Source organism: Microbacterium oxydans (genome assembly GCF_900095745.1).
Lineage (GTDB): Bacteria > Actinomycetota > Actinomycetes > Actinomycetales > Microbacteriaceae > Microbacterium > Microbacterium oxydans_B.
In genome coordinates this window covers 402,004-414,692 of sequence record NZ_FMIR01000018.1, presented here as the reverse complement: position 1 = coordinate 414,692, position 12,689 = coordinate 402,004, and the positions used below count along the sequence as shown (strand labels likewise).

Annotated in this window: 14 protein-coding genes; 3 read left to right on the top strand and 11 right to left on the bottom strand. The window is 67.7% G+C overall.

Annotated features, from left to right (window positions below; genetic code table 11):
- Position 1: 1 nt before the first annotated feature.
- From BQ2383_RS14745 to BQ2383_RS14720, 6 genes are all read right to left on the bottom strand, one after another.
- Entirely contained in the window at positions 2 to 598 is a 597-nt protein-coding gene (locus BQ2383_RS14745) for a DUF1349 domain-containing protein (protein WP_091035544.1), read from the bottom strand.
- A gap of 61 nt (positions 599 to 659) precedes the next feature.
- Positions 660 to 1,358, bottom strand: coding sequence for an ABC transporter ATP-binding protein (locus BQ2383_RS14740; RefSeq protein ID WP_140403368.1), 699 nt, complete (start codon positions 1,356 to 1,358; stop codon positions 660 to 662).
- A gap of 5 nt (positions 1,359 to 1,363) precedes the next feature.
- Positions 1,364 to 3,631, bottom strand: coding sequence for an FtsX-like permease family protein (locus BQ2383_RS14735; protein WP_167381632.1), 2,268 nt, complete (start codon positions 3,629 to 3,631; stop codon positions 1,364 to 1,366).
- Positions 3,632 to 3,684: 53 nt separating this feature from the next.
- The gene (locus BQ2383_RS14730; RefSeq protein WP_091035537.1) at positions 3,685 to 4,353 is read right to left on the bottom strand and encodes a TetR/AcrR family transcriptional regulator; all 669 of its coding nucleotides are present in this window, start codon (positions 4,351 to 4,353) and stop codon (positions 3,685 to 3,687) included.
- On the bottom strand, positions 4,350 to 5,114 hold the full coding sequence (locus BQ2383_RS14725; protein WP_167381631.1) for an ABC transporter permease: 765 nt from the start codon (positions 5,112 to 5,114) through the stop codon (positions 4,350 to 4,352). The genes BQ2383_RS14730 and BQ2383_RS14725 overlap by 4 nt, the downstream gene beginning before the upstream one ends.
- Positions 5,104 to 6,051: an ABC transporter ATP-binding protein gene (locus BQ2383_RS14720; RefSeq protein WP_091035533.1), complete on the bottom strand. Its 948-nt coding sequence runs from the start codon at positions 6,049 to 6,051 to the stop codon at positions 5,104 to 5,106. The genes BQ2383_RS14725 and BQ2383_RS14720 overlap by 11 nt, the downstream gene beginning before the upstream one ends.
- A 245-nt stretch (positions 6,052 to 6,296) precedes the next feature.
- Here BQ2383_RS14720 and BQ2383_RS14715 point away from each other — a divergent pair, with 245 nt between their 5' ends.
- Positions 6,297 to 6,824: a GNAT family N-acetyltransferase gene (locus BQ2383_RS14715; protein ID WP_205829007.1), complete on the top strand. Its 528-nt coding sequence runs from the start codon at positions 6,297 to 6,299 to the stop codon at positions 6,822 to 6,824.
- A 68-nt stretch (positions 6,825 to 6,892) separates the two neighbouring features.
- Here BQ2383_RS14715 and BQ2383_RS14710 read toward each other — a convergent pair whose 3' ends face one another.
- Genes BQ2383_RS14710 through BQ2383_RS14690 form a run of 5 tightly spaced genes read right to left on the bottom strand, consistent with a single transcriptional unit; the run spans position 6,893 to position 10,471 of the window.
- On the bottom strand, positions 6,893 to 7,627 hold the full coding sequence (locus BQ2383_RS14710; protein WP_140403367.1) for an ABC transporter: 735 nt from the start codon (positions 7,625 to 7,627) through the stop codon (positions 6,893 to 6,895).
- 8 nt (positions 7,628 to 7,635) lie between these two features.
- Positions 7,636 to 8,544: an ABC transporter ATP-binding protein gene (locus BQ2383_RS14705; RefSeq protein WP_091035529.1), complete on the bottom strand. Its 909-nt coding sequence runs from the start codon at positions 8,542 to 8,544 to the stop codon at positions 7,636 to 7,638.
- A complete protein-coding gene (locus BQ2383_RS14700; protein ID WP_091035526.1) occupies positions 8,541 to 8,768 on the bottom strand; it encodes a PLD nuclease N-terminal domain-containing protein in 228 nt (75 codons plus the stop codon). The genes BQ2383_RS14705 and BQ2383_RS14700 overlap by 4 nt, the downstream gene beginning before the upstream one ends.
- Before the next feature lie 7 nt (positions 8,769 to 8,775).
- Complete coding sequence (locus tag BQ2383_RS14695) at positions 8,776 to 9,315, bottom strand: helix-turn-helix domain-containing protein (RefSeq protein WP_091035524.1); 540 nt, start codon at positions 9,313 to 9,315, stop codon at positions 8,776 to 8,778.
- A 49-nt stretch (positions 9,316 to 9,364) separates the two neighbouring features.
- Positions 9,365 to 10,471, bottom strand: coding sequence for a fatty acid desaturase family protein (locus tag BQ2383_RS14690; protein ID WP_091035521.1), 1,107 nt, complete (start codon positions 10,469 to 10,471; stop codon positions 9,365 to 9,367).
- Positions 10,472 to 10,759: 288 nt separating this feature from the next.
- Here BQ2383_RS14690 and BQ2383_RS14685 point away from each other — a divergent pair, with 288 nt between their 5' ends.
- Both BQ2383_RS14685 and BQ2383_RS14680 read left to right on the top strand, forming a co-directional pair.
- Positions 10,760 to 11,410 (top strand): GntR family transcriptional regulator, encoded by a 651-nt coding sequence (locus tag BQ2383_RS14685; RefSeq protein ID WP_091035518.1) that lies wholly within the window; start codon positions 10,760 to 10,762, stop codon positions 11,408 to 11,410.
- Between the two features lie 198 nt (positions 11,411 to 11,608).
- Positions 11,609 to 12,631, top strand: coding sequence for a TerC family protein (locus BQ2383_RS14680; protein WP_091035515.1), 1,023 nt, complete (start codon positions 11,609 to 11,611; stop codon positions 12,629 to 12,631).
- The last annotated feature ends 58 nt before the right edge of the window (positions 12,632 to 12,689 follow it).

The following is a 12,689-nucleotide window of genomic DNA, read 5'->3' as shown; positions in this document are numbered from 1 at the left end:
CTCAGGAACCGTCGCGCAGGTCGACCGGGGCTCCCGCCGAGAGCCGGATCCGGTCGAAGCGCGAGTCGCAGTCCTCTCCCATCGGCGCCTGCGACATGAAGCCCACCGTCACAGGGAGATCGGTCTTCAGGCGGAACACCCGGACGAACTCCCACCGGTCGCCGTCGTCGGAGGCATGGAAGGCGAACGCGTCTCCGATGCGGGCGACGCGGAGGTACACGAACTCGTGCTCGACGAGGGTGGAGTTGCAGTCATCGGAGAATTCGTTGGTCACCACGCTGACGACCATCGCCCGGCCGTCGGGTGAATACTCGAAGCAGAGCTTCGCCCAGTACTGCTCATCGCACCACAGGCCCAGCACGGCGGCGTCGAACGTGGTCCGCTCCCCGATGACGCGAGCTCTGGCGCTCAGCGTGAAATCACCATCGGTCCGAAAGCCCAGCAAGCTCGCGCGGTGCTGTGCGGGGCCGCCGAGCGAGTCGTTGGTCCAGTCCCCTCCCGGGGCCGCGTGCAGCACGAGCTCGCCGGTATCGCCGTCGTAGCTGGCATCCAGTTCGCCGTTGGTCCATTCGAGCGTCGGCAGGGCAGGTATCTGCATGGTCGTTCTCCTCCGTGTCATTGCGGTGTGGGTGTGGGTGTGGGTGTGGGTGCGGGGTCGTCTAGACGGGAACGGCGTCGAGCATCCGGCCGTCGACGAGATGACGGCGGGACTGTGCCCGCTGGGCGACCACATCGTCGTGCGTGACGACGATGATGGTCATGCCCGCGGCGTTCAGCTCGTCGAACACGTCGAGCACGTCGTCGGTGGCCTCCCGGTGCAGGGCACCGGTCGGCTCGTCCGCGATGAGGATCGGCGGACGATTCACGAGTGCGCGGCAGATGCCGACCCTCTGCCGCTGGCCGCCGGAGAGCTCGTGCGGTGCGCGAGCGCCGAGGTGTCCGATCCCGAGCCGATCCATGAGCTGCTCGGTGTTCGCCAGGGTGTCTGCGGAGACCCGGCCGCGTCGTCGCACACCCGGGAGCAGGATGTTGTCGATCACCGCCAGCTCGTCGAGGAGGTCGGTGCGCTGGAACACGAAGCCGAGGGTGGTGCGACGGATGTGTGCGAGGGCCTTGTCGTCGAGCGCGGAGAGATCGTCGTCGCCGATGCGCACCGACCCCGATGACGGCTGGTCCAAGCCGCTCAGACACGAGAGCAGAGTCGTCTTGCCGGAGCCGCTGGGACCCGTGAGGGCCAGATAGTCGCCTTCGGAGACATCGAGGTCGATTCCGCCGAGCACGGTCGCGAAGTCGCCCGCGGCCGACTCGAAGCGGCGGGTGACGGCGCGCGCCGTGATGAGTGCGGGCGATCGTTGCATGTCGGTCAGCTTTCGTTGAGGAGTGCGGGGCTGTGGGCGCAGGCGATGAGGGCGCCGACCACGGCGGCGGCAGCCACCACGGGGCCGGTGATCAGGCTCCAGCCGTTGGCCGCGACGAGGTCGGTGGCGCCTCCGCCGAACGAGGAGAGGGTGGCACCGAGCACGCCGGGCCCGAGCGACTCCGTCGCGACCCACCCGAGGAGAAGACCGGCCCCGGCGACACCCACCGCCCGGAAAAGGGGGATCGTGCGCAGCCCGCCGCGAGACCATCCGAGGAGCCGCAGCAGACGCAGATCGGACTCGTCGCGAGTCGCCTCGAGCCGCCCCCGGAGAGCGAACACCAAGAGCATCACCACGGCAGCGGCTGCCCAGGCGATCATCGACGCCGTCTTCAGGCGCTCGACCGTGTCGCCCAGCGTGTAGTGGACGAACCGGTCCAGCTCGGTGAACGACGCCGACGGGTGATCGAGCGCGAGCGCCGAGGCTTTCGCGCCCTGGTCGACGCCGTCTCGGAGGTCGACCATGAACGTCTGCCACAAGGGGATGCCCTGATCGCCGGGCAGCTCGACGGCTTTCCCCGATCGGCCACCGTTGGTGATGTCGTGATAGACGCCCGTGACGCGGTACCGATGGGTCGAACCGGCCGAATCCACCTCGACGGACTGTCCGACCTCCACCCCCGCGTTCTGCGCGGCGAGAGTCGACAGCGCGAGCTCCCCGGGCCCTGCGGGCGCTTCGCCACGCGCATAGGCGAGGGGGAAGGTCGAGGTGTCGCCCACCTCCAGAGCGACGTCATCGGTGCGCGCCGCGGCGATGAGCGCGACCCGGAAGCTGGTGGCCTTCGCGAACCGGGCGATGTCCGGGTCATCGCGCAGAGACCGCTCGAGCGTGTCGCCCGCGCCGGCCTCCGCGCCCTCGCGGACGAACGCACGGAGGTCGCTCTGGCCGACGCCCATGGTGGTGACGAAGTCGGGTGCCGCGATCGTCTGGGTCACACGCTGGGGCAGGGCCGCCAGCACGACCGCGAAGCCGACCATGACGATCAGCAGCACGGCGGTGGTGGCCCGGGTGGTGAGTCCGCGGACGGCGAGGCGGATGCTGACCGGAATCGGAAGATCCCAACGCAGCGCACGCGGACGACCTCGGGTCTGCGCCGACACCCCGGGCCTGGTCAGAGCGAGCAACGGGCTGATGCGGCGCACCCGGCGCAGCAGGTGCGCCGCGAGCGCGGTCGGGATCGCCGACGCGACAACGACGGCCAACAGCATCACGATGTTCCCCATGGCGCCGTGCCCGTCCGAGGGAGCGCCGTCGCCGCCTCGCAGGAGTGCGGACGCGGGGAAGACCAGGAGCAGGGCGACCAGGACCGCGGCACCCGAGTGCACGGCGTATCCGAGGAGCAGGGTCGACGAGACCTCGCGGTGCGAGAAGCCGATCGCCCGCATCACGCCGATCCGACGTGCGTCCTGTTCGAGGGCGGTGAGGACCATGATCCGCAGACACAGCAGCGTGATGGCGAGCAGGACGATGCTCACCAGGATGGTGAGGATGGCGACCAGGCCGTCTGTGAGCGCGGCGATCAGACGCAGCAGGCTCCCGTCGACGGCCGCACCGTTGGCCGGGAGTCCGGCCGCACGGTATGCCTCCGTGAATCGATCACCCGCGTCGTCGACCAGGCGGAACGTGATGATGTGCTCCACGGGAAGCCGCTCGGCAAGGTCGTTCCAATCCCCTTCGGAAAGCACGAATCGCTTCGAGTTGACCAGACTCGGCCCCATCTGGGCGTCGCGGACGACGTCGGCGACAGTGAACGTCTGCACGTCGCCGTGCACGGAGATCTCGACCGTGTCACCGCGCACCAAGTCGTAGGCGTCGGCGTAGTAGCCGGGCACGGCGATCCTGCCGTCGCGGACGCTCGTCGGCGTGCCGTCCGGTCCGAGCAGGAAGTCGAATCGCGGGCTCTGCGTGACCAGCAGGAGGTCCATCACGCCGTCGCGCGCAGCATCCGAGATCCCGTGCATCCTGAGATCCTGGTTGTCGAGCTGCAGCGCATCCTGCACCTGGTGGTCGTCGACGATGTCCGGGTGGGCTGCGGCGAAGGAATCCAGGGAGGAGGTCTCGAGGGGGCCGACGTGCATCTGCACGGCATCCGGCGCGTCCGCGAGCGCGAAGAGCCGTTCGGTCGCCCCGATCGTCGAGACGAGGGTGGCGACACCCGCGCCGGCGGTGGCGGAGCTGATCGCCATCAGCAGGATCAGCGAGATGCTGCTCACGGGATTCCTGCGGATGCGAGCGAAGGCCATCCGCCACGCGGTCGAGGCCGCCCTCACGATGTCGGGGGGAGGGGGAACGGCCAGCCGTGCAGGATGGCGCCGATGCCCGCCTCGAACTGCCGTTCGGCCGACGGCGCCCACCCTGCGGCGATGATGCGGCCGAGGTGGGGCAGCTGCGAGAGCAGTGCTGCTTCGGTGTCTTCGTGCTCGGCCTCGGCCGTCTCCGCAGCGGTGGACTCCGACCCCGCAGGAGCGCTGAACTCTCCCATCGCCGAGGCGACGGTGATCATCACGAGCACGTTGACGAGGTCGCCGAGGGCCGGGTCGACCGGAGCCCCGAGATCGAGCAAGATGCCGATGGCCTCGTCGGCCACGGCGAGCGCCGCCGGTGAGGTGATCGGATGCGTCGCGACGATCGGGATGAGTCCGGAGTGTGCGGCGAGCTCGGCGCGGATGGCCCGCATCAGTTCGTGCGCGTAAGCGCGCCAGTCGGGCGCCCCGGAGACGGAGGGTAGCGAGAGTCCGGTCCAGAACTCGTCGGCGAGTGCAGCGGCGAGGTCCGACTTCCCGGCGAAGTGCCGGTACGCGGTCATCGGATCCGCCCCGAGCGCGGTGCCCAGGCGCCGCATGGTGAGCTGATCCAGGCCATCGGCGTCGATGAGCTCGAGAGCCGCCGACAGCACGTCGGCGCGGGAGATCCGCTCCGGTCGAGGTGTCATCATGAGATTCCTTTCCGCCTGCGCAGGGCGAGCAGAGCGACGGCGAGCAGGACGAAGCCCGCAGCGAAGCCGAAGAGTGCCATCGACGGACCGAGCGCGTCGAGCGCTCCGGCGCGATCCAGGGTGAGCGACCGCATGGCCTGCAGAGCCCAGTATGCAGGCGACGCCGGAGCGATCGTCTGCATCCATGTCGGCAGCGCCTCGACCGGTCCGAACGCGCCGCCGACCCCCGCCATGAGCATGGCCAGCACGTTGCCGATGACCAGTGCGAGTTCGAGAGATCGGGATGCCGAGACCAGGAGCAGTCCGAAGCCGATCATCGCCGCCGAGAACGCCACGAGCACCAGGACCAGCCCGAGCACGGAGCCGTTGGGGCGGTACCCGAAGAGGAGCGCACCGCCGAGGAGTACCGCGAGGAACTGCAGCAATTGTGCGGCGAATGCCGTCAGTGACTTACCGAGGAGGAGGTCGACGCCGCGGGCCGGTGATGTCCGCAGCCGGTCCCACGTGCCCCACTGCTGATCACGGAAGAACGCCGTGACGACCTGCTGGACGCAGAGGAGGGCGAACAGCACGGCCAGGCCGGGGACGGCGTACTCGACTCCGGACGCCGAGGCGTAGCCCGCGGTGGCCAGCTGCCCCCGCGCACCGGGGACGAAGAACGGGACGAACACGAGCGGAATCACCGTCATGACCACGACCGGAGACGGGTCGCGCCACAGGATCCGTGCGTCGATCGCTGCGACCGCGAGACTATGCCGCAACACCGTGCACCTCCGCGTCGTCGAGGGCCGGTGTCTCCTGTGCGCGGAGCAGGCGCACGTACGCGCTCTCGAGGGTGGGGCGAGGGAACTGCGCATCGATGATCGCGCTCGCACTTTCGCCGAGGCGGGCGATCAGGTCGGCGAGCTGCTCACCAGCGCTGGTTCCCGTCGATCCGCTCACGAGCCAGTCGCCCTCGCGCACCCAGCCGGCCGGCGGCTGAGCATTCGTCTGCAGGCGCACGCGCACGCCGTCGCCCTGCGACCTCACCACCTCGCTGACCTCTCCGAGATCTTGCAGCACGCCGTCGTGCAGGAGACTGAGCCGTGACGGGAGCTGCTCGAGCTCGGTGAGGTAGTGGGTGGTGTAGAGCACGGACGCTCCGTCGTCGGCGATGCGGCGCACCAGGTCGAGGATCTGCTGGCGCGACTCCACGTCGGCGCCGACGGTCGGCTCGTCGAGGAACAACAGGCGCGGGCTATGGGTGAGCGCCATCGCGAGGTGCAGTCGGCGCTGCTGGCCGCCGCTGAGCTGCTCGGCGCGGACGCCGGTGCTCTTCGTGAGCCCCAGTCCCTCGATCACCCCCGCGCATCGTGCGCGCAGCCCTCGCCCGCGCACGCCGTGAAGACGAGCGAATCCCTCGACGTTCTCGCGCACCGTGAGCGAGGGGTAGATGCCGAGTCGTTGCGGCGCGCTGCCGATCAGGGCGGCGGCGGTCTCCCGGCGGGAGGCGAGGTCGATGCCGTCGACGGTGACCGACCCGGAATCGGGCGCCAGCGACCCGTTGGCGATGGCGATCAGCGTGGACTTGCCTGCGCCGTTGGGGCCGAGGAGGCCGAGGATCTCACCCGCGGGCAGGACGAGATCGACGCCGGAGAGCACCGCGCGCTCGCCGAAGGATCGCCGGATGCCGCTCAACCGCAATCGTGAGTCGCTCATGATTCCCCTTCGTAGATCTACATCGTAGACTAACTGATGGAGCCGCGACGATCGAATCTGTCGAGCGGCGCGATTCGATCACGTCTTCGGCGATGATCAGGGTGTCGAGCTCTTCGTCGAAGACGCGGGGGCGTGCCCATCGGTGCCTGGCCGGTGGGGGAACGATCGGAATGGACGTGAGGCGAGCAGTGCAGAGAACGAAGTCTGGGTTGGCGGGCAGCTATTCACTCGAAGGCGGTGCCGTGATGCGGCTCCTCTGCGACGATGACGCACCGGAGTTGGCCGCCGTCTATGAGCGCAATAGGGATCACCTGTCTCCGTGGGAGCCGCTGCGTCCGGAAGGCTTCCACACCCCGGCCTGGCACCGTGAGGACATCGCCAGATGGCTCGAACTCTCTGAGGCCGGACGCGGCTTCTCCTTCGGGATCTTCGACGGAGGGGAACTCGTCGGTCGGCTCAACTTCGTCGGGATCGTTCGGGGCGCGTTCCAGAGCGCGACCCTGGGGTACTGGATCGATGCCGGCAGGGCGGGGCGCGGGCTGGCTACAGCGGCGGTCGGCGAGGCTGTGCGGATGGCGCGGGACGAGCTCGCGCTGCACCGGCTGGAAGCGTGCACGTTGCCTCACAATGCGGGCTCGCAACGCGTGCTCGAGAAGTCGGGGTTCCAGCGGATCGGATCGGCTCCGCAGTACTTGCAGATCGCCGGTTCCTGGCAGGACCACGATCTCTTCCAGAAGATCCTGCACGAGCAGGATCAGGTCGGCGCGGGGTGAATCGCCGACGATAGACGAGCGCACCGCGCGGTGTCCCGAGGCGTGCCAAGGGTCGCGTCTCCGTGAGTTCACCCATCTCTGCGCAGACGCTGCAATGGCGCGAGGTAGGCGGCGCAGACATGGAATACGCCGGCGATCACGATCGCCGAGAACACCGGTCCGGGGTGGGTGAGGTGACCCGTGATGAGCGAGGTCGGCGACCATGCGGCGAGGATGTCGATCTGGCTGGCCAGGGGCAGCACGAGAAGGATGACGGTGGTCACCGCGATGGCGGTCGCCGTGCGACGGAGCATCGTCATGACGAGGTGGGCCATGCTCATCGCGAAGATGAGGTAGACCGCGCCGGGGCCCCAGGTGGAGGTCATCAGATCGACGGGTACCGGTCCGATCACGAGTGCCGTGAGAGCCGCGGCGAGGGCGAGGCCGAGCGTGTAGGCGCCGACCGCGGCGAGCACGTCGACGAGGAATCGAGGCAGGGTGAGCGAGGCGAGTCGAGTCGCGCGGGTGCGATAGAAGATCGCTGTGCCGTTCCGTGTGTCCCAGCCGAGCGCGGTGATCGCGGTGGCCGCCGCGAGGATGAGCCCGAGTTGCATCGCGCTCTGCGTATACAGGGCGATGCCGTCTTGAGGTGTCGCAGCGGCGGCATTGATGGTCAGCTGTTCGGTACCCGCGGCTCGGAGGAGATCGGGCATGGCGACGGCGAGACCGGGGCCGGCGAGACCGAAGAACGCGAAGGCGGCGAGCAGGGCGGTGAGAAGGCCGGTTCGCGTCAGGCGCCGGAACTCGAGGGGAAGAGAAGTCATCACGGCGCTCATCGGGCCTCCTGCTGCTGGATGATGCGGACGAAGGATGCGTCGAGATCGCGCCCCTGCAGGGTGACCTCGAGGATCGGCGTGCCGAAGGAGGCGAGCAGTCGCGGAAGCTCGGCCTCCGCGGTCTCGAAATCAGGGAAGCGGATCGTGCACAGGGACTCGGAGGGAAAGGCGATCCGGACTCCGACCGGGGGCTCTGCCACCGGATGGGCGCTGGCTCCGCTGGTTGCGAACCGCACATTCCATACGGGCTCGAGCCCGTTGAGAAGGATCTCTGCTGTCGTGCCCTGCGCGACCACGCGGCCGTCGTCGATCACGACCACGTGGTCTGCGAGCTGCTCGACTTCGCTGAGCATGTGGCTGGACAGCACGATGCAGCGATGCCGCTTCTGCTCGAGGATGAGAGCGCGGATGTCGGCCCTGCCCAGAGGGTCGAGTGCGCTGTTCGGTTCGTCGAGGATGAGCACTTCGGGGTTGAGGACGAGCGCGGCGGCTATCCCGAGACGTTGGAGCATGCCACGGGAGAAGTCGGCGACCCGGCGGTTCGCGACCTTCGCGAGACCGCACTGTTCCAGCGCCTCACGCGGTGTGATCCGGCTCGTCGAACCCGAGACGCCCAACGAGGTCTCGACGACCTCGTGGGCGGTCAGCCACGGTTCGAACTGCGGCACGTCCGGGCAGTAGGCCACCCGAGTCCGTGACGGCCGCTCGATGCGACCGGAGTCGATGGAGATCAGTCCGGCGAGCGCGCTGAACAGGACGGTCTTGCCGGCGCCGTTCGGCCCGATCACGGCGGTCACCGAACGCTCTCGAGCGGTGAAGGTGATGTCGTGGATTCCCGCGCCGTTCGGAAAGGTCCGCGTCAGGCCGCTGGCTTCCAGTGCGGGTTCAGGGGTGCCGGTGGTCATCGCAGGTCCGTGTCATCGAGCTGCCGGTCGGTCCTGCGGCCGAGCAGAAGATACAGAATCGGTCCGAGGGGGATCACGAGGATCACGATCAGCGCCCATGCGGCTCGGGGGAGATGTGCAACCCGGGGCCGGCGAATGATGTCCACCAGGCAGAAGCCCATGAGCGCGAGCAGGAGGGCGAGGACAGGCAGCAGCGGCAGCCACGACGCGGGGTCGAGGTTCATCGGGGTATCACCAGGTCTCGTCTGTGGGGCGGGGCATGAGCACGGTGGTGAGCGCCCGACGCCGCCTTCCCTTCACGGGGTCGTTGGCGAGCAGCGGTCGCAGAACAGCCATGAGCCCCTCCGCGAACGCATCCATCTCTGCATCGGTCGCCCAGAACTCGGCCTGCGCGAAGCTGACGCGATCCTCGGCGAGATCGAAGTCGCCCTCATCGAGGTAGTCCCCGAAGTCCCGGATCGTCCCCGACACGAAGACCGTGAACGCGGCGAGCAGTTCCTCCGACGACAACGCCGCGAGTTCTTCCGCCGTGGGATTGGCCAGCTCTCCCGTGACTCGGTACGACTTCTCGCTCGCCCCCCGAACCTGCCGCTCGTGGTCGACTTCGATCAATCCGTGCTCGGAGAGGTACGCGATGTGACGGTAGAGCGTCGCGATCGGGATGTCGCCCAGCCGTTCATGAAGATCGCGGGTCGTCGAGGTTCCCTTCGCGAGCAGCGTCTGAACGATGCGCAGTCGAACCGGGTGGAGGAGCGCGGAAGTGGTGCTCATGCCGCAACAGTATCAGTATTGATATTGATAAAAAAAGCGGCCCGCGAAGTCACCTCACCCCGACCGCCGCCCCGAAGCTGCGCTGTTCCACGAGCGGGCAGGCGAAGACGTCGCGCTCGCCGAGTCCGACGCGGTTGATGTAGCGCACCACGATCGCGTACGAGGCGAACAGACCCACCTGGGTATAGGGCACGCCGTGGTCCCGGCAGTACTCGGCGATGAGGGGTGCGGCACGCCGCAGGTGCGGGCGCGGCATCGACGGGAACAGGTGGTGTTCGACCTGATAGTTCAGACCGCCCATCGCGATGTCGAGGAAGCGGTTGCCGCGGACGTTGCGACTCATCAGCACCTGCCGGCGGAGGAAGTCGAGGGTCATCTCCCTCGGCACCACCGGCATCCCCTTGTGATTGGGTGCGAAGGCGATGCCCATGTAGAAGCCGAACAGCCCGAGCTGCACCGCGAGGAAGACGAACGCGATGCCGGGGGAGAGCACGAGGAAGACCAGCACCAGGTAGCCGATCATGCGGATGCTCAGGAAGGCGATCTCCGCCCACCGCCGCTCCAGTCGCCCGCGCGCGAACATCCGCCGCACGCTCGATGCGTGCAGCGACAGGCCCTCGAGCAGCAGGATCGGGAAGAACAGCACTCCCTGGTGTCCGCGAAGCCAGGTGATGACCGGTCCATGATGCCGCGCTGCGGCTTCAGGGGAGACGGCGATGACCGGGAGCTCGATGTCGGGGTCGGACCCCAGCTTGTTGGGGTTCGCGTGGTGGCGGGTGTGCTTGTGCTGCCACCACCCGTAGCTCATGCCGACGAGGAGATCGCCCAGGATCAGGCTGATCCAGTCGTTCCAGCGCCCGGACACGAAGATCTGCCGATGTGCCGCGTCGTGCCCGAGGAAGGCGATCTGCGTGAACACGATCGCGAGGACGGCGGCCGTGAACAGCTGCCACCAGGTGTCGCCGATCCAGACGAAGGCGAGGAGGCAGATGCCCAGGATGAGCGGCGCGGCGATGAGCTTGGTCCAGTAGTAGCCGTACCGACGGTGCAGCAGTCCGCGTCCACGGACCTGCTGCGCGAGTTCGGTGAACGCGCTCGACGTGCGTGGCGCGCTGTCGGGCGGGCGAGTGCGGATGGTCGGACGGATGCCGTCCATGATGACCTCTTCTCCACGCCGACCTCTGCGGCGGCGCGTTCTGCGACCCGTGCCTCAGCGATTCCCGGTCGTCGTCGGAAGCGGCCTTCGCTGGTGGGTTCGGGGGCAGGGTACGCCGCGAACCTGCGTGCGCTCTGAGACGACAAGCGCCCCTCGCGGCGGTTTCCACGGTCGTCGGCCTCTGGAATGCGATACATTGCATGGTAGGTAGAACTTCAGGCTCTACGTCGCTGCAGGCTCAGTGGAGGAAAATTGGCACTCTCAGGCGGACCCCTCGAGCGCAGGTCCATGAGCGACGAGGCATATGCCCGGTTGCAGGATGCGATCATCAGCGGTGAGTTGCGTCCGGGGGAGCGTCTGCGGGACTACGAGCTCGCCGAGCGGCTCGGCACGTCGAAGACTCCGATCCGGCACGCCCTCGACCGGCTGGCCGACCACGGTCTGGTCGAGATGCAGCGCAACCGCTACACGCGGGTGGCGCCGATCGACCTCGATCGGGTTCGCAACGCCGTCGACCTCTTCGGAGACATCTGGATCGGCTCCGTGCGCCATGTGATGCCCGTGATCCAGGATGACGACATCGTCTACCTCACCGACCTCGCCGACGACATGTCGAGGGCGGTCAAAGCGCGCGACGTCGCGCGCTTCGGAGTCGCTCTGCGCTCCATCGCCACCGGATTCGCCCGCATCGAGGGCAACGCGGCGCGCGCGGTGATCATCGAACGGCTCGGGCCGCAGATCCGGCGCTTCGGCGAGCACTCGCGGGACGCCTTCGAGTGGGACAAGATCGAGGCTTTCGCGGTCGCGATCCGCGAAGCGATCAACGCGCGCGATGCGGTCCAGACCCGAGCAGTGCTCGTCACGCTCTTCGACGACGTGCTCCCCGCGACGATCGACCGTGCCGAAGCTGCGGGTGTGGACATCGTCGACGAGGACTGATCCCACCGTCGCCGGCATTCCAGGCGAACCCACAGGAACTGCAAAGGGTCGTCTTCTAGCCTGGAGATCCCAAGGGGAGTACTCCGATACGGTCGGGTCGTCATTACGGATGCACGTCGCATCCCGGGCCACCGGTTCCTGTTCAGGAATGGAGAAGACTTTGGCGGTGCTTTCGCGCCCCGAGTCTGGAGTCCCCGTTTGGATATCACCCCCCTGATCTGGATCATCACGATCGCGGTCACGATCGCCTTCTTCGTCTACGAGTTCTTCGCGCACGTGCGCACGCCGCATGCGCCGACGATCGCGGAGTCCGCCCGCTGGTCGATCTTCTACATCAGCCTCGCGCTGCTGTTCGGCGTCGGCATCGGCGTCTTCTCCGGGTGGACGTTCGGCGGTGAGTACTTCGCCGGCTACCTCACCGAGAAGGCGCTGTCGATCGACAACCTCTTCGTGTTCCTCATCCTGATGACCGGCTTCGCGGTGCCGAAGATCTATCAGCAGAAGGTGCTGATGATCGGCATCGTGATCGCGCTGATCCTCCGTGGCATCTTCATCGCCGTCGGCGCGACGCTCATCGAGAACTTCTCCTGGATCTTCTACCTGTTCGGTGCACTGCTCCTCGTGCTCGCCTACCGTCAGGCGTTCAGCAACCATGAGAGCAACCCGGCGAACGGGCGCTTCATGACGTTCGTGCGTCGGCACCTGCCCGTCAGCGACGAGTACAACGGCGACAAGCTGACGGTCGTCAAGAACGGCAAGCGCTTCGTCACGCCGATGCTGCTCACGATCATCGCGATCGGGTTCATCGACCTGGTGTTCGCCGTCGACTCGATCCCCGCGATCTACGGGCTGACCGACCAGGCCTACATCGTCTTCACCGCCAACGCCTTCGCGCTCATGGGCCTCCGCCAGCTCTACTTCCTCATCGGAGGACTGCTCGAGCGGCTCGTCTACCTGGCCCAGGGACTCGCGGTCATCCTCGGGTTCATCGGCGTCAAGCTCGTCCTGCACGCGCTGCACGTCAACGAGCTGCCTTTCATCAACGGCGGTCAGGGCGTCGAGTGGGCGCCCGAGATCCCGATCTGGTTCTCGCTGCTGTTCATCGGCGCGACCATCGCGGTGGCCACCACGGCGAGCCTCATCAAGACCCGCCGTGCGCCGGACGCCGTCACCGCTTCCACCGACACCACCCCCACCATCACGCAGAAGGAGCACTCTTGAGCGCGCCGCGCTGTTCTGACTCTTCGGACTCTGACAGTACGAGCGCCCGGTTCATCCC

Coding starts and splice junctions, on each gene's coding strand:
- BQ2383_RS14745 (WP_091035544.1), bottom strand. CDS start 598: ATGCAGATACCTGCCCTGCCGACGCTCGAATGGACCAACGGCGAACTG.
- BQ2383_RS14740 (WP_140403368.1), bottom strand. CDS start 1,358: ATGCAACGATCGCCCGCACTCATCACGGCGCGCGCCGTCACCCGCCGC.
- BQ2383_RS14730 (WP_091035537.1), bottom strand. CDS start 4,353: ATGATGACACCTCGACCGGAGCGGATCTCCCGCGCCGACGTGCTGTCG.
- BQ2383_RS14720 (WP_091035533.1), bottom strand. CDS start 6,051: ATGAGCGACTCACGATTGCGGTTGAGCGGCATCCGGCGATCCTTCGGC.
- BQ2383_RS14715 (WP_205829007.1), top strand. CDS start 6,297: ATGCGGCTCCTCTGCGACGATGACGCACCGGAGTTGGCCGCCGTCTAT.
- BQ2383_RS14710 (WP_140403367.1), bottom strand. CDS start 7,627: ATGACTTCTCTTCCCCTCGAGTTCCGGCGCCTGACGCGAACCGGCCTT.
- BQ2383_RS14705 (WP_091035529.1), bottom strand. CDS start 8,544: ATGACCACCGGCACCCCTGAACCCGCACTGGAAGCCAGCGGCCTGACG.
- BQ2383_RS14700 (WP_091035526.1), bottom strand. CDS start 8,768: ATGAACCTCGACCCCGCGTCGTGGCTGCCGCTGCTGCCTGTCCTCGCC.
- BQ2383_RS14695 (WP_091035524.1), bottom strand. CDS start 9,315: ATGAGCACCACTTCCGCGCTCCTCCACCCGGTTCGACTGCGCATCGTT.
- BQ2383_RS14690 (WP_091035521.1), bottom strand. CDS start 10,471: ATGGACGGCATCCGTCCGACCATCCGCACTCGCCCGCCCGACAGCGCG.
- BQ2383_RS14685 (WP_091035518.1), top strand. CDS start 10,760: ATGAGCGACGAGGCATATGCCCGGTTGCAGGATGCGATCATCAGCGGT.